This window comes from Mycobacterium zoologicum (genome assembly GCF_020181635.2).
Taxonomy (GTDB): Bacteria; Actinomycetota; Actinomycetes; order Mycobacteriales; family Mycobacteriaceae; genus Mycobacterium; species Mycobacterium zoologicum.
Genome location: NZ_JAYJJS010000021.1, coordinates 14936 through 35733, shown reverse-complemented (window position 1 = coordinate 35733; position 20798 = coordinate 14936). Strand labels below are relative to the sequence as shown.

At 69.2% G+C, this 20798-nt stretch carries 20 protein-coding genes; 14 read left to right on the top strand and 6 right to left on the bottom strand.

Annotated elements, in window-relative coordinates; translation table 11 throughout:
* Positions 1-37: 37 nt before the first annotated feature.
* The 7 genes from K6T84_RS16665 (at position 38) to arfC (ending at position 5286) form a co-directional block, all read left to right on the top strand.
* Positions 38-1405: an MFS transporter gene (locus K6T84_RS16665; RefSeq protein WP_225401447.1), complete on the top strand. Its 1368-nt coding sequence runs from the start codon at positions 38-40 to the stop codon at positions 1403-1405.
* A 101-nt stretch (positions 1406-1506) separates the two neighbouring features.
* Positions 1507-2802 (top strand): citrate synthase, encoded by a 1296-nt coding sequence (locus K6T84_RS16660; protein ID WP_224864575.1) that lies wholly within the window; start codon positions 1507-1509, stop codon positions 2800-2802.
* A 5-nt stretch (positions 2803-2807) separates the two neighbouring features.
* Complete coding sequence (locus tag K6T84_RS16655; protein ID WP_224864576.1) at positions 2808-3176, top strand: FKBP-type peptidyl-prolyl cis-trans isomerase; 369 nt, start codon at positions 2808-2810, stop codon at positions 3174-3176.
* A 1-nt stretch (position 3177) separates the two neighbouring features.
* Positions 3178-3636, top strand: a complete 459-nt coding sequence (arfA, locus tag K6T84_RS16650) for a channel-forming protein ArfA/OmpATb (protein ID WP_329786708.1) — start codon at positions 3178-3180, stop codon at positions 3634-3636.
* 103 nt (positions 3637-3739) lie between these two features.
* Positions 3740-4738 (top strand): channel-forming protein ArfA/OmpATb, encoded by a 999-nt coding sequence (arfA, locus tag K6T84_RS16645; RefSeq protein ID WP_225398601.1) that lies wholly within the window; start codon positions 3740-3742, stop codon positions 4736-4738.
* 12 nt (positions 4739-4750) lie between these two features.
* On the top strand, positions 4751-4903 hold the full coding sequence (arfB, locus tag K6T84_RS16640) for a channel accessory protein ArfB (RefSeq protein ID WP_224864579.1): 153 nt from the start codon (positions 4751-4753) through the stop codon (positions 4901-4903).
* A complete protein-coding gene (arfC, locus tag K6T84_RS23905; RefSeq protein ID WP_225401449.1) occupies positions 4903-5286 on the top strand; it encodes a channel accessory protein ArfC, sunset domain variant in 384 nt (127 codons plus the stop codon). The genes arfB and arfC overlap by 1 nt, the downstream gene beginning before the upstream one ends.
* A 21-nt stretch (positions 5287-5307) precedes the next feature.
* On the opposite strand, the gene K6T84_RS16630 is transcribed toward arfC, so the two are convergent.
* The gene (locus K6T84_RS16630) at positions 5308-6642 is read right to left on the bottom strand and encodes a sensor histidine kinase (RefSeq protein ID WP_225401450.1); all 1335 of its coding nucleotides are present in this window, start codon (positions 6640-6642) and stop codon (positions 5308-5310) included.
* A 17-nt stretch (positions 6643-6659) separates the two neighbouring features.
* On the bottom strand, positions 6660-7358 hold the full coding sequence (locus K6T84_RS16625; protein ID WP_224864582.1) for a response regulator transcription factor: 699 nt from the start codon (positions 7356-7358) through the stop codon (positions 6660-6662).
* A 155-nt stretch (positions 7359-7513) separates the two neighbouring features.
* Between K6T84_RS16625 and K6T84_RS16620 the strand changes: the two genes are divergently transcribed.
* On the top strand, positions 7514-9208 hold the full coding sequence (locus K6T84_RS16620; protein WP_225401965.1) for an ABC transporter ATP-binding protein: 1695 nt from the start codon (positions 7514-7516) through the stop codon (positions 9206-9208).
* On the top strand, positions 9205-10965 hold the full coding sequence (locus tag K6T84_RS16615; RefSeq protein WP_225401451.1) for an ABC transporter ATP-binding protein: 1761 nt from the start codon (positions 9205-9207) through the stop codon (positions 10963-10965). The genes K6T84_RS16620 and K6T84_RS16615 overlap by 4 nt, the downstream gene beginning before the upstream one ends.
* Before the next feature lie 38 nt (positions 10966-11003).
* Here K6T84_RS16615 and K6T84_RS16610 read toward each other — a convergent pair whose 3' ends face one another.
* Entirely contained in the window at positions 11004-12533 is a 1530-nt protein-coding gene (locus K6T84_RS16610) for an acetyl-coenzyme A carboxylase carboxyl transferase subunits beta/alpha (RefSeq protein ID WP_225401452.1), read from the bottom strand.
* A gap of 28 nt (positions 12534-12561) precedes the next feature.
* On the opposite strand from K6T84_RS16610, the gene K6T84_RS16605 reads away from it, so the two are divergent.
* From K6T84_RS16605 to K6T84_RS16585, 5 genes are read left to right on the top strand one after another with little or no spacing between them, the layout of a single operon-like run.
* On the top strand, positions 12562-13293 hold the full coding sequence (locus tag K6T84_RS16605; protein ID WP_224864585.1) for an enoyl-CoA hydratase: 732 nt from the start codon (positions 12562-12564) through the stop codon (positions 13291-13293).
* 13 nt (positions 13294-13306) lie between these two features.
* Positions 13307-14419 (top strand): MBL fold metallo-hydrolase, encoded by a 1113-nt coding sequence (locus tag K6T84_RS16600; RefSeq protein ID WP_224864586.1) that lies wholly within the window; start codon positions 13307-13309, stop codon positions 14417-14419.
* Positions 14404-16833, top strand: a complete 2430-nt coding sequence (locus K6T84_RS16595) for an HAD-IC family P-type ATPase (RefSeq protein ID WP_225401453.1) — start codon at positions 14404-14406, stop codon at positions 16831-16833. The genes K6T84_RS16600 and K6T84_RS16595 overlap by 16 nt, the downstream gene beginning before the upstream one ends.
* A gap of 26 nt (positions 16834-16859) precedes the next feature.
* Positions 16860-17297 carry a type II toxin-antitoxin system Rv0910 family toxin gene (locus K6T84_RS16590; RefSeq protein WP_224864588.1) on the top strand — a complete coding sequence of 146 codons (438 nt, stop codon included), beginning with the start codon at positions 16860-16862 and terminating at the stop codon, positions 17295-17297.
* Positions 17298-17315: 18 nt separating this feature from the next.
* Positions 17316-17732 carry a hypothetical protein gene (locus K6T84_RS16585; RefSeq protein ID WP_224864589.1) on the top strand — a complete coding sequence of 139 codons (417 nt, stop codon included), beginning with the start codon at positions 17316-17318 and terminating at the stop codon, positions 17730-17732.
* Here the strand turns inward: K6T84_RS16585 and K6T84_RS16580 are convergent.
* Genes K6T84_RS16580 through K6T84_RS16570 form a run of 3 tightly spaced genes read right to left on the bottom strand, consistent with a single transcriptional unit; the run spans position 17713 to position 20704 of the window.
* A complete protein-coding gene (locus K6T84_RS16580; RefSeq protein WP_225401454.1) occupies positions 17713-18540 on the bottom strand; it encodes a TIGR03621 family F420-dependent LLM class oxidoreductase in 828 nt (275 codons plus the stop codon). The two genes, K6T84_RS16585 and K6T84_RS16580, sit on opposite strands and share 20 nt — an antisense overlap.
* 10 nt (positions 18541-18550) lie before the next feature.
* Entirely contained in the window at positions 18551-19615 is a 1065-nt protein-coding gene (locus K6T84_RS16575) for a poly-gamma-glutamate hydrolase family protein (RefSeq protein ID WP_225398606.1), read from the bottom strand.
* Positions 19616-20704, bottom strand: coding sequence for a DUF1214 domain-containing protein (locus K6T84_RS16570; RefSeq protein ID WP_225399701.1), 1089 nt, complete (start codon positions 20702-20704; stop codon positions 19616-19618).
* Positions 20705-20798 lie beyond the last annotated feature (94 nt).

Genomic DNA, 20798 nt, shown 5'->3' with positions numbered 1-20798 from the left:
GTCCTGCCCCGGCCGGGCTGCGGGGGAAACTGACCGGGTGAGGCTGTTCGCCGACACCACCCCGCTGCGCAGCCCGGATTTCCGGCGGCTGTGGGTGGCGGGGATCCCGACCGTCATCGGGGCGAACCTGACCATCTTCGCGGTACCGGTGCAGATCTACGCGCTCACCGGAAGTTCCGCCTACGTCGGGCTGGCCGGGCTGTTCGCGCTGGTTCCGCTGGTGGTATTCGGGCTGCTGGGCGGCGCCTGGGCCGACGCGATGGACCGCCGCACCCTGCTGATCATCGCCTCGTGCGGACTGGCCGTCGCGTCGGTGCTGCTGTGGGTGCAGGCCCTGGTCGGGGCCGGGGTCTGGGTGGTGCTGTGCCTGCTGGCGGTGCAGCAGGCGTTCTACGCCATCAACGCACCCACGCGCTCCGCGGCGATCCCGCGGATGGTCGCCGCCGGCGACCTGCCCGCCGCCAACTCGCTGAACATGACCGTTGCGCAGTTCGGGGCGATCGTCGGGCCGCTGCTGGCGGGCCTGCTGCTGAAATGGGTCGACCTGCCCACCCTGTACCTGATCGACTCGGTCACGTGCCTGATCCCGGTCTGGGCGACGTGGCGGCTCTCGCCGATGCCGCCGGTGGGGGCGGCGGTTCGGCGATGCTCGCGGGAGTCGGCCCCCGGGCCGGCGAAGGCGAGGGGAAGCCGGGACCGCCGCATGAACCCGGTGGGGGAGTCGCGGTTCGGGTTCGCGGCGGTGCTGGACGGCTTCCGGTATCTGGCCACCAACACCGTGGTGCTGATGTCGTTCGTGGTGGACCTGATCGCGATGGTGCTGGGCATGCCGCGTGCGCTGTTCCCGCAGATCGCCGCGGTGGACTTCGGCGGGCCGGTCGAGGGCGGCACGACGATGGCGCTGCTGGCCGCGGCCATGTCGGCCGGGGCGGTGGCCGGTGGGGTGTTCTCCGGCTGGTTGCCGCGGGTCGACCGGCAGGGCCTGGCGATCGTGGTCGCCATCGTGGTCTGGGGAGCGGCCATGGCCGGCTTCGGGCTGGCGGTCGGGAGGGCCGACGGCCATCCCGGCGCGGTGTTGTGGGTGGCGTTGGCGTTCCTGGCGGTCGGCGGAGCCGCGGACATGGTGTCGGCGGCGTTTCGTTCGACGATGCTCCAGGAGGCCGCCTCCGACGAGATTCGCGGCCGGTTGCAGGGGGTCTTCATCGTCGTCGTCGCAGGTGGCCCACGGCTCGCGGACACTGTCCACGGCGCGGCCGGAGCCGTGGTGGGCACCTCGGTTGCGGCCGCCGGCGGTGGGGTGCTGGTGGTGATGGGCACGGTTCTCGCAGCGCTCGCGGTGCCCGCGTTCCTGGGCTACCGCAGGCCCGGCGCGGTTCAACGACCGCCGTCCCGCTATGACCGATGAGGGATACCGTGACCCGGGGGGGCGCGTCGGCCCGGAACCGACTACCTTTCCTAATACACACCCAATCGGCTGGTTAGCCGAATAGTGCAAAGGGGTTCCTTGTGGCCGCAACCGACGAGTCCGCCACTCTGAAGTATCCGGGCGGCGAGCTTGAACTGCCGATCGTCAAAGCCACCGAAGGCTCCGACGCTCTGGCCATCGGCTCGCTGCTGTCCAAGACCGGGTACACCACGTTCGACAACGGCTACGCCAACACCTCGCCGGTCAAGAGCGCCATCACCTACATCGACGGCGACGCCGGCATCCTGCGCTACCGGGGCTACCCGATCGAGCAGCTGGCCGAGAAGTCGACGTTCATCGAGGTCAGCTACCTGCTGATCTACGGCGAGCTGCCCACCACCGAGCAGCTGGCCGAGTTCACCGGCCGGATCCAGCGGCACACCATGCTGCACGAGGACCTCAAGCGGTTCTTCGACGGCTTCCCGCGCAACGCCCACCCGATGCCGGTGCTGTCCAGCGTCGTCAACGCGCTGAGCGCTTACTACCAAGACTCGCTGGACCCGAGCGACAACGACCAGGTCGAGCTGTCGACCATCCGGCTGCTGGGCAAGCTGCCCACCATCGCCGCCTACGCCTACAAGAAGTCGGCCGGCCAGCCGTTCCTGTACCCGGACAACTCGCAGAGCCTGGTGGAGAACTTCCTGCGGATGACCTTCGGGCTGCCCGCCGAGCCGTACGAGGCCGACCCCGAGGTGGTTCGGGCCCTCGACCTGCTGTTCATCCTGCACGCCGACCACGAGCAGAACTGTTCGACGTCCACCGTGCGGCTGGTGGGCTCGTCGCGGGCCAACCTGTTCACCTCGATCTCCGGCGGCATCAACGCGCTGTGGGGCCCGCTGCACGGTGGCGCCAACCAGGCGGTGCTGGAGATGCTCGAGGACATCCGCGACAACCACGGCAACGTCACCGACTTCGTCCGCAAGGTCAAGAACCGCGAGGACGGCGTGAAGCTGATGGGCTTCGGCCACCGGGTCTACAAGAACTACGACCCGCGGGCGCGCATCGTCAAGGAGCAGGCCGACAAGATCCTGAGCAAGCTCGGCGGCGACGACGAACTGCTCAACATCGCCAAGGCCCTCGAAGAGGCCGCACTCACCGACGACTACTTCATCGAGCGCAAGCTGTACCCGAACGTCGACTTCTACACCGGCCTGATCTACCGGGCCATCGGCTTCCCCGCCCAGATGTTCACCGTGCTGTTCGCGCTGGGCCGGTTGCCGGGCTGGATCGCGCACTGGCGTGAGATGCACGATGAGGGCGATTCCAAGATCGGCCGGCCGCGTCAGATCTACACCGGCTACACCGAGCGCGACTACGCCGGAATCGATGGGCGGTAACCGACATGGCGAACTCGGCCAAGCCGCAGATCACCGTTCCGACCGGCCCGGCCCCGACCGAACTGGTCATCGAAGACATCGTCGTCGGCGACGGTGCTTCGGCCGCGCCCGGTGCGCTGGTCAACGTGCACTACCTCGGCGTGGACTACGACACCGGCGCGGAGTTCGACAGTTCGTGGAACCGTGGTGAGTCCCTGGAGTTTCCGCTGGACGGGCTCATCGCGGGCTGGCAGGACGGCATCCCGGGGATGAAGGTCGGCGGTCGGCGTCAGCTGGTGATCCCGCCGGAGCTGGCCTACGGTCCGGCGGGTACCGGGCACCAGCTGGCCGGCAAGACCCTGGTCTTTGTGATCGATCTCCTCGGCACTCGCTGAGTTGCGCGTCCGGCTGATCGGGGCGGCGCTGGTCGCGGTGCTGCTGACAATGGTCGGCTGTGGGCCGCGCCATACCGAATCCGATGCCGCCGCAACCGATCCGGTACCGCTGTCGGTTGTCCGCCACGGTAACGAATTCACGCTCACCGGTGACGTGACGGACCCGGCGGCCAAGCGTGAGCTGGTGGACGCCGTGGTCAGCTCGGCCGACGACGTGACCGTCGTCGATCGCCTCACGGTCACACCGAATGCCACCACACCTGATCTGAGTGCATCGGCCCCGGTGTTCGAAACAGCCGAAGTGATCCGAGATTTCAGCTTGCGAGCTAACAATGACACTGTGACATTGGCAGGTACCGCGGCCACTGCGGCCGAGGCTGCCGCCGTGACGGATGCCGCCGAACATGCCTGGCCACGGCGCCATATCGTCAACGAACTGGTGGTCGCTGGGGCACGTTGACAGGGCTCGGCCGGAATCCTCCGAAGTCTCCCGCCAGCTAACCATGAACCCACTACACTCGCGTTGTCCCGGACGCGGGTGTCTCGAACCACGAGGAGTGTTCATGCGAAAGGCTTCGCGCTTCTACCGTCGGCCACCCGGCTTCGGCTGGTTGCTGGCGGCGGCCGCGGTACCGCTGTTGCTCGCCCTGATCGGTCTCGGAACGGCGGATCGCTCGAAACTGGACATCAACGATTCCAAACTCGGGGCGCCGTCCCTGTCCGCGCCGTCCCTGTCGGTGCCGAGCGTGAGCCCGCCGGCTCTGTCCATCGCGCCGCTGTCGATCATGCGCAACGGCAATGTCATCACCCTCAATGGCAACGTGCCCGACATCAGCGCCCGGACCGGCCTGATCGACATGCTCAAAGGCATGTTCGGCAGCGGGGTGAAGCTGGTCGACAACATCAACATCAAGCCCGGTGTGTCCGCGCCGGACCTGGGCAGCCTGGGCTCGGTGTTCAAGGCTGCGCTGTCGATGCCGGACTTCAAGTTCAAGATCGAAGACAACACCATCACCCTGCGGGGCACGGCCGCGTCCGACGCGGTTCGCTCCGCGGTCGAGGCGGCAGCGAAGCTGGCCTGGCCGAACCTGACGCTGGCCAACGACATCCAGATCAAGCCCGAAGAGTCGAAGAACGCAGGGAACTCCACTGCGACGGCGGAGCCCGCGACACCCAGCACAGCTGCTGCGGCATCCGGTGACTGCGGCAACCTGCAGACCGACATCACCAACCTGATGAGCGCGCCGGTGACGTTCGTGACCAACGGCTACACCCTGTCCGCCGAAACCCAGCAGCAGCTGAGCCGGGTCGCCGAGAAGGTCAAAGGGTGCCAGAAGGCTCACCTGACGGTCAGCGGCTACACCGACAACACCGGCAACGACGGCATCAACGTCTCGCTGAGTGCGAGCCGGGCCAAGTCGGTCGCCGACTTCCTTGTGGCCAACGGCGTGCCCGCGAGCAGCGTCACGTCCAACGGGCACGGTTCGGCCGACCCCGTCGCCAGCAATGCGACTCCCGACGGTCGCGCCCAGAACCGTCGCGTCGCCATCACGGTTAGCTAAGGAGAATCGTCCATGGATTTCGTCATGCACTGGCTGTGGTACCTGCTGGCATTCTCGGTGGGCTCGGCAGTCGCCTGGTTGCTCACCGTCGCGTTCGTTCGCCGCACGAGCAGACAGGCCGCCATCGCCGACCTGCCCGGCTCAGCTGAGATCGGAGCCAACTGATGCACGGCACCAACTGCTGCCTGATGGTTCTGTCGTTCGTCCTGGGACTGCTGCTGACTTTCGCCTTCACCATCCGACGGGTCACCCGCGAGGCACCGGCGGCGGCGAAGCTGGCCGGCGGCACCGCCGCTTCGGAGGCCGCGACGGCCAAACTTGCCGTCAGCGGGGCACCGTACGGAGACGGTTCGGCACGAGCGGGTGCCGGCGGCAGCGGCCCGTCGGGATGGACGATCAAGGGCAACGAGGACTCGATGCTCTACCACGGCCCGGAGAGCCCCTCCTACGATGCGACCATCGCCGAGGTGTGGTTCAAGGACGAGGAGACGGCCGGCGCAGCCGGCTTCAAACGCTGGGACAGCTGGCGCACCGACAAGGAGAAGTAGCCGCCCCGGGGCGGAGGCAGTTCAGCGCGGCGGCGGTAGCTGCAGCAGCAGTCGCACCCCGCCGATCGGGCTGTCGTGCAGCGACGCCGTGCCGCCGTGCAACTCGGCCTGCTGCGCCACCAGGGCCAGCCCCAGGCCCGACCCCGAGTGCGACGCCGTCGACCCCCGGGAGAACCGCTCGAAGACGATCCGGCGTTCCTCCTCGGGCACCCCGCTGCCGTTGTCGTCGATGGCGATCTCGACACCGGCGCGCGAGGTGACCGCCGACAGCTGAACCTGCGTCGCCCCGCCGTGCTTGACCGCATTGGCGATCGCGTTGTCGACCGCCAGCCGCAACCCGGCCGGCAACCCGACGATGATGCAGGTCGGCGACGGCACCAGTGACACGTTCAGTTCCGGGTACACCCGCATCGCGTCGTGGGCGGCCCGGTCGAGCAGCTCGGTGATGTCCACCGGGACGTGATCGTCGGCCGTGGACAGTTCCCCCTGTGCAAGGCGTTCCAGCGCGGACAGCGTCGCCTCGATCCGGGTCTGGGTGCGCACGACGTCGTTGAGCACCTCTTTGCGCTGATCGTCGGGCAGGTCCAGGGTGGTCAGCACCTCCAGATTGGTGCGCATCGCGGTCAGCGGGGTCCGCAACTCATGCGAGGACACCGCGGCGAAGTCGCGCGCGGAGGCCAACGCCTCCTGGGTGCGGTCACGCTCTGTCCAGATCCGCTGCAGCATGCCGCGCATCGCCTCGGCGATCTCCACCGCCTCGGTGGCGCCGCGCACCTCGATATCCGGGCGTTCGTCGCCGGCATCGATCGAGCGGGCCTGCTCGGCGAGCCGGCGCAGCGGCCGCACCGCGAACGCCGCCAACAGCCACCCCAGCACGGCAGCCGCGCCGATCGCGAGCGTGCACAGCAGGATCACCCGGCGGTGCAGGTTGCTGGTGTCGGCCAGGGTGGCCTCGTAGGTGGCGCCGACGGCCAGCGACCGCGGACCCGGCCCGGGGATGTCGACGGTGCGCACCCGGTAGAGCTCGCCGTTGATCTCGGTGTCGGCGTAACCCGGCTCCAACTCCGGCAGCACCACCGAGGAGTTCGACGTCACCTCGTTGGCCCGGCGCAGGGTGATCACCGCATCGCCGGCGCCCGCCGACCGGGGCAGCTCGCCCAGGCCGATCAGCGGGACGGTCAGACCGGCGGCCTCATCCAGGCGGCGGTCCAGCCAGTACTTGCGGTCGTTGGTGATACCCACCCACACGATGGCGCCGATGATCACCGTCACGATCGCGGTACCGATCGCGGTCGCGAACACCACCCGGGTTCGCAGCGAGGGTGTCCGGGCGAAGATCCGCCGGAGCATGCTCATCACGTTCATGGTGGCCCTCATTGCGTTCGCAGGACGAAACCGACTCCGCGGACGGTGTGCAGCAGCCGGGGTGCGCCGCCGGCCTCCAGCTTGCGTCGCAGATAGCCGATGAACACGTCGACGACGTTGGTGTCGGCGGCGAAGTCGTAGCCCCAGACCAACTCAAGCAGCTGTGCCCGGGACAGTACAGCGGTCTTGTGTTCGGCGAGCACGGCCAACAGGTCGAACTCCCGCTTGGTCAGATCCACGTCGACACCCTTGACCCGGGCGCGCCGGCCCGGGATGTCGACCTCCAGCGGACCGACGGTGATGGTCTCCGAGGACGAGCTGGCCGCCGAGCCGCGTCGCCGCAGCATCGCGCGCACCCGGGCCACCAGCTCGGCGAGCACGAACGGCTTGACCAGGTAGTCGTCGGCGCCGGCCTCCAGCCCGGCCACCCGGTCGTCGACCGAGCTGCGCGCCGACAGGACACAGACCGGAACGTCGTCGCCCATCGCCCGCAGTGCCGTCACCACGCTCACCCCGTCGAGCACCGGCATGTTGATGTCGAGCACGATCGCGTCGGGCCGGGTCTCCTTGGCGTTGCGCAGCGCCTCGGCGCCGTCGGCGGCCGTCGACACCTCGAAGCCGGAGAGCCGCAGTCCGCGTTCCAGCGACGCCAGCACGTCGGCGTCGTCGTCTACGACCAGTACCCGGGGCGAGGCAGCGTTGTCCATGGCGCCATTTTGCCTGACTGTGGTCGGTCCACGCGGGATGCGCCGCGGGTCGCCGCCGTCAATCTAGGGTCGAAGTCGTGAAGCCGGCCGCCGCATCGTCGTCGCTGCGGCGCCTGCTGCCCTATCTGCGTCCGTACCGGGCGCGGTGGATCACGATGGTGACGGTGGCGGTGGCCGGTCTGGGTGTCACCGTCGTCATCCCGCTGATGACCAAGGCCGTCATCGACGGGCCGGTGGCCCACCGCGATCAGCAGGGCTTGTGGGTGCTGGGCGCCGCAGCCGTCGCGCTGGGCGTCGGTGAGGCGACTCTGTGGCTGGTGCGGCGCTGGCTGGTCGCGCGCACCACGATGGGTGTCGAAGCCGACATCCGCAAGGATCTCTACGCCCGACTGCTGGTGCTGCCGATGACGTTTCACGGACGCTGGCAGTCCGGGCAGCTGCTGTCGCGGGTGATGAACGACCTGTCCACCATCCGCCGCTTCCTCTCTTTCGTGCTGGTGTTCCTGGTGCTGAACACATGTCAGATCGTTGCGGTGACGACGATTCTGCTGGTGCTGTACTGGCCGCTGGGCGTGGTGGTCTGCATCTCGATCGTGCCGGTGGTGCTGGTCGTGCAGTACTTCCGCCGGCAGTACACCTTGTTGTCGCGACGGGCGCAGGACCAGGCCGGGCAGGTGGCCACCGTGGTCGAAGAGTCCGCGCTGGGTCTGCGCACCATCAAGGCGTTCGGCCGTGAGGACCACGTCTTCGAAAGGTTTGACGCCCAGGCCACCGCGTTGCGCGACATCGGTATCGCCAAAGTGGAGGTGTCGTCCCGGTTCTGGACCCTGCTCGCGGTGATCCCCGACCTCACCCTGATCGTGGTGCTCGCCTTCGGCGCGTATGCGGCGGGCCACCACCTGGTCACGATGGGCACCCTGGTCGCCTTCATCACCTTGATGATGTCGCTGGCCTGGCCGGTGTCGTCGCTGGGTTTCCTGCTGTCGGCCACCCAGGAGGCGATGACCGCCGCCGACCGGATCGCCGAGATATTCGATGCGCCCGTCGACATCGCCGACGGCGACGATCCCGTCCCGCCGCGCGGCGCCCTGGAGCTGCGCGACGTAGGGTTCCGCTTCGCCGGCGGTCCCTGGGTGCTGCGCGGGCTGGACATCACCGTCGAGCCGGGCGAGACCGTCGCCCTGGTGGGTGCCACCGGATCCGGCAAATCGGTTCTGGCGATGCTGCTTTCACGGCTCTACGACGTGACGCAGGGCCAGATCCTGATCGGCGGCCGGGACATTCGCGGGCTGACGCTGGCCGCGTTGCGTTCGGCCGTGGTCACCGCGTTCGACGACCCGACCCTGTTCTCGTTGTCGGTGGCCGAGAACCTGCGGCTGGGCCGGCCGGGTGCCGGCGACGCCGACCTGGCCGACGCCCTGGCGACGGTGTCGGCGGATTTCGTCTATGCCCTGCCGGCCGGCCTGGACACCCGGATCGGTGAGCAGGGCATGAGCCTGTCCGGCGGTCAGCGTCAGCGGCTGTCGCTGGCCCGGGCGCTGTTGGCCGCCCCGACCATCCTGGTGCTCGACGACACGCTCTCGGCGCTGGACGTGCACACCGAGGCTGCGGTCACCGACGCCCTGCGCCGGGTGCTGCGCGATCGTGCGATCACCGCGATCGTGGTGGCCAACCGGGCGTCGACGGTGGCGTTGGCCGACCGGGTGATGCTGTTGGAGGACGGGCGGATCACGGCGGTGGGTACGCATGCCGAGCTGCTGGCCGACGCACCGCGCTACCGCGATCTGCTGGCCGCCGACGACGAAATCGACGACGGCGCCGAACACCTGGTCGAGTGGGTGCGCCGGTGACCGCGGGCCGGGTGCAGGCACGCGGGCTGTTGTGGTCGCTGCTGCGCCCGTACCGGGCGTCGGTGGCACTGCTGGCGCTGGTTGTGGTGGTGGAAAACCTTGCCCGCCTGGCGGTTCCGATGTTGGCCCAGCGCGGTATCGACCGCGGAATCCCGCCCATCACTGCCGACGGATCGATGCGGACGTTGGGCACAGTCATCGCGGTGCTGTGTGTGGCGGTGCTGATCGCGGCCGCCAGCCGGATCCTGTTCACCCAGTGGTCGGGGCGGATCGGTCAGCGGGTGCTGTTGGAGCTGCGCCGCCGGGTGTTCCGTCACTTCCAGCGCCTCGATGTCGGATTCCACGACCGCTACACCTCGGGCCGGGTGGTGAGCCGGCTGACCAACGACGTCGACGCGATCCAGGAGATGTTGCTGTCCGGGTTCGACGGCCTGGTCAGTGCGGCGCTCACGCTGGCCGGCACGGCGGTGCTGTTGGTGGTGCTGGACTGGCGGCTCGGCCTGATGTGCCTGGCCGCTTTTCCGGTGCTGGTGGTGCTGCTGCGCTGGTTTCGGGGTGAATCGGCGAAGACCTACACCGCGGTCCGGGAGCAGGCTGCCCGGGTGATCGTGCAGTTCGTCGAGACCATGACCGGGATCAAGGCGGTGCAGGCCTATCGCAGCGAAGCCCGCAGCCAAGAAACCTTCGACCGCGTCGCCGACGGCTACCGCGCCGTCAACGAGAAGTCCTTCAAGCTGATCGCCGTCTTCAGCCCCGGGGTCAAACTGATCGGCAACCTCACCACCGGCGTGGTACTGCTCTACGGGGGCTGGCGAGTCCTGCACGGGCACATGACAATCGGGACGTTCACCGCCTTCCTGCTGTACCTTCGGATGTTCTTCGAGCCGATGCAGGACATCACCCAATTCCTCAACACCTTCCAGTCGGCGACCTCCGCGCTGGAGAAGCTGGCCGGAGTGCTCGGCGAAACCCCCGCCGTCACCGACCCGAGCGACCCGGTCAGCCCGGGGCAGGTGCACGGCGAGATCGCCTTGCGCGACGTGCATTTCGGCTACCGGTCCGACACCCCGGTGCTCGACGGGCTGTCGCTGACCATTCCGGCCGGCCAGACCGTGGCGCTGGTCGGCAGCACCGGCGCCGGCAAGACCACCATCGCCAAGCTGATCGCCAGGTTCTACGACCCCGGGTCGGGCACGGTCGCCCTCGACGGCGTCGACCTGCGCCGGCTCAGCCAGGCGCAGCTGCGTCGGCACGTGGTGATGGTCACCCAGGAGAACTACCTGTTCTCCGGGACGGTCGCCGACAACATCCGCTTCGGGCGTCCCGACGCGACCGACGCCGAGGTGGCCGCGGCCGCGGCGAGCGTGGGGGCCGCGGCGTTCATCACCGCGCTGCCCGACGGGTATCACACCGACGTCGCCAAGCGCGGCGGCCGGCTCTCCGCCGGCCAGCGTCAGCTGGTCGCGTTCGCCCGGGCGTTTCTGGCCGACCCGGCGGTGCTGATCCTGGATGAGGCCACCTCGTCACTGGACATCCCCGGGGAGCGGATGGTGCAGCGTGCCCTGCGCGACGTGCTGGCCGGGCGCACCGCGTTGGTGATCGCCCACCGGCTGTCCACGGTGGAGATCGCCGACCGGGTGCTGGTCATCGAGGGCGGGCGCATCGTCGAGGACGGGGCGCCCGCGGAGTTGATCCGCGCCGAGGGTCATTACGCTGCCCTGCACGAGGCGTGGTTACGGGCGATTTCGGCGCGATAATCGTCGCTCAGCGCACACTATCGCGCCGAAATCGCGGGTCAGGGCAGCCCGATCCGGCGGTAGCGTTCCAGCCGGGCGGCCAGGCGCTGCTCGTCGGGGATCGCGCGCAGCGCGGCCAGCTCGGCGGCGATCACCCGCGACATCCGCTTGGTGAAGTCGATCGGCTCGTCGGCGGCATCCGGGCGCTCGGCCACGATCACGTCGACGATCCCGTTGGCCAACAGCTCCGCCGACCGGATGCCCTGGGCGGCCGACAGTTGCGGGGCGTGGTCGGTATCGCGGAACACGATGGCGCTGGCGCCCTCCGGCGGCAGCGGCGCCAGCCAGCCGTGCAGCGCCGCCACCACCCGATCCGCCGGCACCATCGCCAACGCCGGCCCTCCGCTGCCCTGCCCGAGCAGCACCGACACCGTCGGGACCTCGCAGGTGACCAGTTCGGCCAGGCACGCCGCGATCTGGCCCGCCAGGCCGTCCTGCTCGGCCTCGGCGGACAGCGCCGGCCCGGCGGTGTCGATCACCAGCACCAGCGGCAGCCGCAGACCCGCGGCCAGCGCCATCCCGCGCCGGGCCTCCCGCAGCGCCGCGGGCCCGACTATTCCGCCGGCCCGGCGCTGCTGGCCCACCACCACCGCCGGCTGACCGCGGAACCGGGCCAGCGCCAGCAGGGTGGTCGCCGCCTCACCGTGGCCGGTGCCCGAGAGCAGCACCCGCTCGGTGGCGCCGTGCCGCAGCAGAAATCCCGCCCCCGGCCGGTCCGGGCGCCGCGACGCACACACCGAGTCCCACGCCGGGACATCGGGGATCGGTTCGACCGGCGGTGCCGGGTTCATGCGCCGGTCCCAGCTTCGCCTCTCCTCCGTCGAGCCTCGCTGAACCGCCGGGGGAGCCGCGCCCGGCTCGTCGAGCATCACCTTCAGCGCCCGCGCGCAGGTGCGCCGCAACCACTTCACCGGGATCACGCCGTCGATCACGCCGTGCGCCTGCAGGTTCTCGGCGGTCTGCACACCCGGCGGGAAAGGTTCCCCATAGAGCTGTTCGTAAACCCGGGGACCCAGGAACCCGATCAGCGCACCGGGCTCGGCCAGCGTGATGTGGCCCAGCGACCCCCAGGAGGCGAACACCCCGCCGGTGGTGGGATGACGCAGGTAGACCAGGTAGGGCAGGTGGGCGCGTTTGTGCAGCTGCACCGCGGCGGCGATCTTCACCATCTGCAGAAACGCGACGGTGCCCTCCTGCATCCGGGTGCCACCGGAGCTCGGCGAGGCCAGCAGCGGCAGCCGTTCGGCGGTCGCGCGGCGCACCGCGGCGGTGATCCGCTCGGCGGCGGCCACCCCGATCGAGCCGGCCAGGAAGTCGAAGTCGCTGGCGATCACCGCCACCCGGCGGCCGTTGATCCGGCCCGCACCGGTGCTGACGGCCTCGTCGCGGCCGGTGGCGGCCCGGGCCGCGGCCAGGTCAGCGGTGTAGGCATCGCCGGTCGGCACGGCCAGCGGCTCGTGGTCCCAGCTGGTGAACGAGCCGCGGTCCAGTACCGCATCGCGCAGTTCGTCGGCCCCGGTCCGGCTCACCCCGCAAGCCTAATTACCCTGGGATCTCATGATCGGTGTTACTCGCAACGAAGCCGTCACGACCATCGAGATGCAGCGCCCGGAGCGGCGCAACGCACTGAACTCCCAGCTCGTCACCGAACTGCGCGAGGCGGTTTTGGACGCAGCCACCCACGACGTCCGGGCGATCGTGCTGACCGGGCAGGGCAGCGTGTTCTGCGCCGGTGCCGACCTGTCCGGCGACGCGTTCGCCGCCGACTACCCCGACAAACTGATCGCCCTGCACCAGAGCATCGCCGACGTGTCGGTGCCGGTGATCGGTGCGATCAACGGGGCCGCGATCGGTGCCGGCCTGCAGCTGGCGATGGTCTGCGACCTGCGGGTGGTGTCTCCCGAGGCGTTCTTCCAGTTCCCGGTGGCCAAGTACGGGCTGGCGTTGGACAACTGGAGCATCCGCCGGCTGACTTCGCTGGTCGGCTACGGGCGGGCCAGGGCGATGATGCTGACCGCGGAGAAGCTGACCGCCGATGATGCCCTGCTGACGGGTATGGCCAACCGGCTCGGTACCGTCGCCGACGCCCAGGCCTGGGCGCAGGAGATCGCCGGGCTGGCGCCGTTGGCGCTCCAGCACGCCAAGCGGGTGCTCAACGACGACGGCGCCTACGAGGACCAGCAGCCCGAGCACAAGGAACTGTTCGACCGGGCCTGGGGCAGCCAGGACGTGGTCGAGGCCCAGGTGGCGCGCATCGAGAAGCGCCCGCCGAACTTCCAGGGCGCCTAGCAGGGGGGTGGACATGCTGCGGGGGGCCCTACGGCTGGGGGTCGGAACGGCCACCCTGGCCGCCGGTAGCTGGATGCTGCGCGCCCTGCGCGGCACGCCGGCCGCCCTGGGTGCGGCGCCGGGTGCGATCCACGCGGTGGCGGTGCGTTCGGCGAACTACCACGACGGCGTCTTCCACAATCTAGAGCGGGTCTCGATGTTCAGCGCGGATCGCGAGCAGCAGAGTGCGGTGCTGCGGGAACTGATCGCCGACCGCGGCGCCGGACGGCCGCCTGCCCCGGTTCCGCTGGTGACGCCCGACTTCGGCGGCGCCGCCGAACCGCTGGCGGTCACCTGGCTGGGCCATGCCACCGCACTGGTCGAGGTCGACGGGTATCGCGTCCTGACCGACCCGCTGTTCAGTGACCGGTGCTCGCCGTCGGACGCGGTCGGCCCGAGGCGGCTGCATCCGCCGCCGGTGGAACTGTCGGCGCTGCCCGCAGTGGATGCGATCGTGATCAGCCACGACCACTACGACCACCTCGACATCGACTCGGTGACCGCGCTGGCCCGCAGCCAGCGGGCGCCGTTCGTCGTCCCGCTGGGGGTGGGAGCGCACCTGCGGTCCTGGGGTGTCCCCTCCGAGCGGGTCGTCGAACTGGACTGGGACGAACACACCACACTCGGCGAGCTCCGGCTGACCTGCACCCCGGCCCGGCACTTCTCCGGGCGGTTCCTGAGCCGCAACGTCACGCTGTGGGCGTCCTGGGTGATCGCCGGCCCCCGCCACCGCGTCTTCTTCGGCGGAGACAGCGGCTACACCACCAGTTTTCGCCAGATCGGTGCCGAGCACGGCCCGTTCGACGCGACCCTGCTGCCGATCGGCGCCTACAACACCGCCTGGCCGGATGTGCACATGAACCCCGAGGAGGCCGTCCGCACGCATCGGGACCTCAACGGTGCGTCCGCAGGCCTGCTGGTGCCGATTCACTGGTGCACCTTCCGGCTGGCCCCGCACCCGTGGGTGGAGCCGGTGGAACGGCTGCTGGACGCCGCCCACGCAGCGCGAGTCGAAGTGGCGGTTCCGCGTCCCGGCGAGCAGGTCCGGGGCGCCACGCGCGACGCCGAAAAATGGTGGCGTGGGTGAGCGTGTCGCGGACCGCCGCCGGCCTGACCGAAGCCGAAGTCGCCCAGCGGGTGGCCGAGGGCCAGACCAACGACATCCCGGTCCGGGCCGCGCGCAGCGTGCCCGAGATCGTGCGGGCCAACGTCTTCACCCGGATCAACGCGATCCTGGGGGTGCTGCTGGCCATCGTGGTGACCACCGGCTCAATGATCAACGGCCTGTTCGGTCTGCTGATCGTGTTCAACAGCGTCATCGGCATGGTGCAGGAGATCCGGGCCAAACAGACGCTGGACAAACTCGCCATCGTCGGGCAGGCGAAACCGTTGGTGCGCAGGCAGTCCGGAACGCAACAGCTGCCGCCGGGCGAGGTGGTGCTCGGCGACGTCATCGAGCTCGGCCCGGGTGACCAGGTCGTCGTCGACGGCGATGTCATTGAGGTGTCCGACCTCGAGATCGACGAGTCGCTGCTGACCGGTGAGGCCGATCCGGTCGGAAAGAGCGTCGGCGACCAGGTGATGTCGGGCAGTTTCGTGATCTCCGGCAGCGGTGCCTACCGGGCGACCAAGGTGGGGCGCGACGCGTACGCGGCCAAGTTGGCCGAGGAGGCCAGCAAGTTCACCCTGGTGAAATCCGAACTGCGCAACGGCATCAACCAGATCCTGAAGTTCATCACCTACCTGTTGATCCCGGCCGGACTGCTGATCATCTACACCCAGCTGTTCACCACCGACGTGGGATGGCAGGCATCGGTGCTGGCGATGGTCGGGGCCCTGGTGCCGATGGTTCCCGAGGGCCTGGTGCTGATGACGTCGCTGGCGTTCGCGGTCGGAGTGGTGCGGCTCGGCCGGCGCCAGTGCCTGGTGCAGGAGCTGCCGGCGATCGAGGGCCTGGCCCGCGTCGACGTGGTCTGCGCGGACAAGACGGGCACCCTCACCGAGAACGGCATGCGGGTGTCCGATGTCGTCGAACTGGCCGCGGCCGAAGGACTTCCGGTGCGCGCAGCGCTGGCCGCGCTGGCCGACGCCGACGCCCGGCCCAATGCCAGCATCCAGGCCATCGGTGAGGCGTTCCCGACCGCGCCGGGCTGGGCCCCGAGTGCCACGGCGCCGTTCAAATCGGCCACCAAGTGGAGCGGCGTCTCCTTCGCCGAACACGGCAACTGGGTGATCGGCGCGCCCGACGTGCTCCTCGAACCGTCCTCGGCGGCTGCCGAGCAGGCCGAGCGGATCGGGGCGCGCGGACTGCGGGTACTGCTGCTGGCCGCCTGCGACGCCCCCGTCGACCGCCCGGACGCACCCGGGAAGGTCACCCCGGCGGCGCTGGTCGTGCTGGAACAGAAGATCCGGCCCGACGCCCGGAAGACGCTGGATTATTTTGCCGCCCAAGACGTGTCGGTGAAGGTGATCTCCGGTGACAATGCAGTGTCGGTGGGTGCGGTGGCCGACGAGCTGGGGCTGACGGGCGGGGCGATGGACGCCCGCCAGTTGCCCGCTGAGCCGGAGCCGCTGGCGGCCGCGCTGGAGGAGCACACCGTGTTCGGCCGGGTGCGCCCGGACCAGAAGCGTGCCATGGTGGCGGCCCTGCAGGCACGCGACCACACGGTGGCGATGACCGGCGACGGCGTCAACGACGTGCTGGCGCTCAAGGACGCCGACATCGGCGTCGCGATGGGCGCCGGCAGCCCGGCAGCGCGTTCGGTGGCCCAGATCGTGTTGCTGGACGACAAGTTCGCCACCCTGCCCTACGTGGTAGGCGAGGGACGCCGGGTGATCGGCAACATCGAGCGGGTGGCGAACCTGTTTTTGACCAAGACGGTGTACTCGGTGCTGCTCGCCCTGCTGGTCGGTCTGGTCGGGCTGGCTTCGGCGCTGTTCGGCACCAAGCCGCTGCTGTACCCCTTCCAGCCGATCCACGTCACGATCGCCGCCTGGTTCACCATCGGCATCCCGTCGTTCATCCTGTCGCTGGCGCCGAACAACGAGCGGGCGCACCCCGGTTTCGTCCGGCGGGTGATGACCGGGGCGCTGCCGGCCGGACTGGTGGTGGGCGTCGCCACCTTCTCCTCTTATCTGATCGCCTACCGCGGCAGCGAAGCCACCCCGGTGCAACAGATCCAGGCGTCGACCACCGCCCTGATCACGCTGCTGGCCACCGCCGGCTGGGTGCTGGCCGTGGTGGCGCGGCCCTATCAGTGGTGGCGGCTGATGCTGGTGATCTGCTGCGGCCTGGCGTATGTGGGGATCTTCGCGATCCCGCTGGCCCGGGAGAAGTTCCTGTTGGATCCCTCCAACGTCGCGCTGACGGCGATGGCGCTCGGCATCGGTGTGCTGGGTGCCGCCGTCATCGAGGCGATGTGGTGGGTGCGCGGCCTCATGCTCGGTGAACGCCCCAAGTTGTGGCGGGAGCCGGCAACGACCACAATGACCCAGCGATAAACCGCGACACAAGGGGAAAGCACGACATGGCGAAACTCTCCGGATCCATCGACGTCCCACTGTCGCCCGAAGAGGCCTGGGCGCACGCCTCGGATCTGTCGCGCTACAAGGAGTGGCTGACCATCCACCGGGTGTGGCGCAGCACGTTGCCGGACACGCTTGAGAAGGGCACAAAGCTCCAGTCGATCGTCGAGGTCAAGGGCATGCCCAACAGCATCCGGTGGACGATCGTGAACTACAAACCGCCGACGGGGATGACGCTCAACGGCGACGGCAAGGGCGGGGTGAAGATCAAGCTGCTGGCCAAGGTTGCCCCCGAAGGCGACGGCTCCAAGGTCAGCTTCGACGTGCACCTGGGCGGTCCGGCGCTGTTCGGACCGATCGGCATGCTGGTGGCCGCCGCCCTCAAGAGCGACATCAACGAGTCGCTGCACAAGTTCGTCACGGTCTTCGCTCCCGCTTGAGCCGGTTAGTGTCACAACATGACTCGCGTACACCCGGGCTGGCTCGTCGCACTGTTCGCCGCGATCCTGTCGGTCAGCGCGTGGCTGCCGTGGCTGACCACATCGGCCAACGGCGGCGGGCGGGCCAGCGCCATCGGGGGGAGCGTCGGAAGTATCGCGCTGCCGCCGCGCTTCGGGGTCGGCCAGCTGATCGTGCTGTTGGCCGCCGTGCTGCTGGTGGCCGGTGCGATGATCGGCGGTGGCCTGTTCAGTCGGTTGGCATCGGTTGCCGCGCTGGTGGTTTCGCTGGGGTTGCTGGCGCTGGGTGTCTGGTACTACCGGCTGAACATCGTCGAGCCGATCACCGCGGCCTACGGGCTGTATCTCGGCGGGGTGGCTGTGGCGGGCGCGTTGGGCGCCTCGGTGTGGGCCGTGATCACCGCAGTGCGGCAATGACTTCGGCGAAGGCTTCGGCGTGATCCTGCTGAACGGTGAAGTAGCTCACCCCGTAGCGACGGCGATATTCCCGCAGCGTGTCGGCTATGTCGTGAGCTGATCCGGAGAGCACGGCAGGCGAGGCCAGCAACTGTTCATCCGACAGTGTCGGGGCGAACCGGCGGGTCAGCGACAGGTCTGGTATTCCGGAGCCGTCGGTCGGCACCGCGGTGATGGCCAGGTTCAGTTCAAGGGCGTCGAATCGGTCACCGGCGGCTGCGCGGACGAACGCGATCCGCTCGGCCAACGGGTCGACGCGGTCTTCCTGGCCGGCCACCCGCGCCCCGGTCAATCCGATGATGTCGGCGTGGCGGGCCGCCACGGTGAGCAGTCGATCGCCGCTGCCGGCGATCAGGATGGGCACGTCGGGCCGGCGCCTGGTCACATACGTCGTCACGTGTTCGAGGTAGTCGATGCGGCGGGCCGCGGTCGGGAACGGCAGCTCGGCGGCCTCGAACTCCGCACGGACATAGCCCGCACCCAACCCGACCTCCAGTCGTCCGCCGGACAGCAGGTCGGTGTCGGCGATGTCGCGGGTCAGCAACGCCGGCTTGTAGAAGCACGCGTTGAGCACATAGGTCCCCAGTCGGATCGTCGAGGTGGCCGCCGCGGCGGCGACCAGCGCGGGGAAGGGTGCCGGGGCGCCGAGGTGATCGGGCACGTGGAACACATCGAAACCGGACCCCTCGAGGCGCCGCGCGGTCTCGGCCAGCGCAGCCGCAGACCGGATCGCTTGCACACCCACGCCGAAGCGAAACTCGTTGTCCACCATCCGCCTCCTAAACGTCCCAGGTTCTTGCCGCGATCGCCAGACCACGCACCAATGCCGCCGTGGCCGGAGACAATCCGTCGTCGCCGGGCGGCTGGCTGCGCGGGCTGAGGCCCCTGATCCGTGGCGACAACTCCAATTGGGTGCCTCCGCCGCGCGCCCGATTGACCGGATTGTCCGGGTGCAGCCCCCGCAAACCTACCGGGATGGCGCCCAGATCGGTGACGATCTGATAACCCGGCACCTCGACGCATCGGGCGAGATGCATTGCCAGGGTGCGGTTCCCGCCACCGGCCAGCAGCTCGGTGCTGCGCCCCATCCGGCCGTAGCCATGCACCGACACCACCACGTCGACGTGGTCCAGGAATTCGGCGAGGCATACCGACTCCTCAGGCAGGAAGCGGGCCGAGGGCAGGTGGTGGGGATACCCGTCGGGGTGGCGCAGCAAGTAGACCGACGCGCCGCCGGCCTCGGCGGCTCGTTCGGCGATGACGTCGGTCATCCGCTCCAGACCTCCGCCGTGAATGGCCAGGAACCCGAATCGGGACCGCAGCCGACTGACCTCGTCGACGTCGGGGTCGGCCAACAGCTCTGAAAGTGACTGTGGCCCCGAGCCGTTCGTGGTGGGCGGGGACAGCGGCCAACAGGCCGGATCCCAGCGACGCAGGAACTCGATCCAGCTCGACGGCAGTGCGTGGTCGGCCGCGGCGCCGATGATGCGTTCCAGATAGCCGTCGCGCGGTGGGCCGGGCTGCACCCGGTGGTCGACGTACACCCACGCCGGTGCCGGTCCAGCGGCGGTGTGCACGGTCAGCCGGTCGCGGCGATAGCGCTCTGGCACACCTTCGGCGCGGTCCAGTGCCGCCAGATCGTCATCGGACACCTGCCACAGCACGCCGTGCACGCGTGATCCGGGAAACGGCTCGACGGTGGCGACGCCCCGTTCGTTGATCAGCCAGTCGTAGTCGGCCAGCGTCGCGGGGATCGGGTCGGATGCGTGTGGGCAGCGGCGCATCATCTGCTGCGTGCACAGGTTGGACCCGTACGCGAAGTAGGCGTGCCGTGGTGTGGCCATTCAGCGTGGCGGGCGCGCCTGGGTCGTAGACGGAGCCGGAGTGGTCGTAGTCGAAGGTGCCGGTGTGGTTGAAGGTGCCGGCATGGTCGTCGGAGAAGGCGCCGGGGTGGTCGGGGCGGGTGTCGTGCCCGTCTTGGTGTCGGCCTCATCCGCCCGCGCGGTGGGGAACATCCACTTCCCGGAAAGGATCTCCGGTTTCGGCTGGTAGAGCCGCACCAGGTAGTTCCACCCCGGGGTGATCGGCAGGCAGTTCGCCACCTCCGACGAGCAGTCACCGAACTGCACGGTTACCGACCCGTCGGCCGCCTTTGTCGCGGTGATGTCGTTGATGGAGTAGGCATCCTGCGGATTCTCGGTGAAGTAGCCGTTGCGGTTGTAGACGCTGATCGACCAGAACGCCTTCACCGGAACGTCTTTGACCGTCACGCGGTACACCGTGTCGCCGTCGTTGCGGGACGGGACGACGTTGAGGTAGAGCGCGTCGTTCTCCGGGTTGCCCCCCCACGCCGCAGCGGCCCCGATCAGGTGACGCACCGGGTCGGTGTCGGCCAGGGTGCCGAACATGCCGCGGGTGTCGGGGACGGTCTCGGCCAGACTCAGCAACGCATCGGTGACCTTCTTCTGGGTGACCGGATCCCAGCGGGGGACGTCGAAACTGCCGGCGTCGTCCTGGGCCACCGTGATCGCGTCCTGCAGCTCGTGCGCGGCGGCCATGTCGGCGGTGTCCTTGGGGTTGACCAGGATTCGGATCGCGACCATGACGTAGCGGGTGCCGATGTGCTTCTGGTCCAGGGTGTGCTCGCCGGCGCCGTAGAAGACGTCGGTGACGTACTCGTCCTGGTTGATCACCTGCGCGGCCATGTAGCGCTCGCCCGGATCGGGCAGCGTGATGGTCACCGGACCGGCCTGCAAGTCGAACACGCCCGCCGAATACAGGGTGTCCCGGTTGGACCGCACCACCAGTTGCCGGTCGATCGGGGTGACCTCGCGCAGGTGGAAGAACCTGCCGAAGCCGTTCTCGTTGACGACGTTGGTGAACTCCTGGTCGGTCACCGCGCGCACGTAGTTGTCCGGCGAGACCAGCACCATGCCGTTCGGGGTACTGCGCGGGCTGGTCAGCGGGTTCGGCCCGGCCTTGGTCACCGTCAGGCCGCATCCCGCGAGTACCAGGGCCGCTGCCGAC

Bases quoted from the DNA above. Each gene is read 5' to 3' on its own strand.
- K6T84_RS16655 (WP_224864576.1), top strand. From the start codon at position 2,808: ATGGCGAACTCGGCCAAGCCGCAGATCACCGTTCCGACCGGCCCGGCC.
- arfA (WP_225398601.1), top strand. From the start codon at position 3,740: ATGCGAAAGGCTTCGCGCTTCTACCGTCGGCCACCCGGCTTCGGCTGG.
- arfB (WP_224864579.1), top strand. From the start codon at position 4,751: ATGGATTTCGTCATGCACTGGCTGTGGTACCTGCTGGCATTCTCGGTG.
- arfC (WP_225401449.1), top strand. From the start codon at position 4,903: ATGCACGGCACCAACTGCTGCCTGATGGTTCTGTCGTTCGTCCTGGGA.
- K6T84_RS16630 (WP_225401450.1), bottom strand. From the start codon at position 6,642: ATGAGCATGCTCCGGCGGATCTTCGCCCGGACACCCTCGCTGCGAACC.
- K6T84_RS16625 (WP_224864582.1), bottom strand. From the start codon at position 7,358: ATGGACAACGCTGCCTCGCCCCGGGTACTGGTCGTAGACGACGACGCC.
- K6T84_RS16620 (WP_225401965.1), top strand. From the start codon at position 7,514: ATGGTGACGGTGGCGGTGGCCGGTCTGGGTGTCACCGTCGTCATCCCG.
- K6T84_RS16605 (WP_224864585.1), top strand. From the start codon at position 12,562: ATGATCGGTGTTACTCGCAACGAAGCCGTCACGACCATCGAGATGCAG.
- K6T84_RS16600 (WP_224864586.1), top strand. From the start codon at position 13,307: ATGCTGCGGGGGGCCCTACGGCTGGGGGTCGGAACGGCCACCCTGGCC.
- K6T84_RS16595 (WP_225401453.1), top strand. From the start codon at position 14,404: ATGGTGGCGTGGGTGAGCGTGTCGCGGACCGCCGCCGGCCTGACCGAA.
- K6T84_RS16590 (WP_224864588.1), top strand. From the start codon at position 16,860: ATGGCGAAACTCTCCGGATCCATCGACGTCCCACTGTCGCCCGAAGAG.
- K6T84_RS16585 (WP_224864589.1), top strand. From the start codon at position 17,316: ATGACTCGCGTACACCCGGGCTGGCTCGTCGCACTGTTCGCCGCGATC.
- K6T84_RS16575 (WP_225398606.1), bottom strand. From the start codon at position 19,615: ATGGCCACACCACGGCACGCCTACTTCGCGTACGGGTCCAACCTGTGC.
- K6T84_RS16570 (WP_225399701.1), bottom strand. From the start codon at position 20,704: ATGGTGCTGGTCTCGCCGGACAACTACGTGCGCGCGGTGACCGACCAG.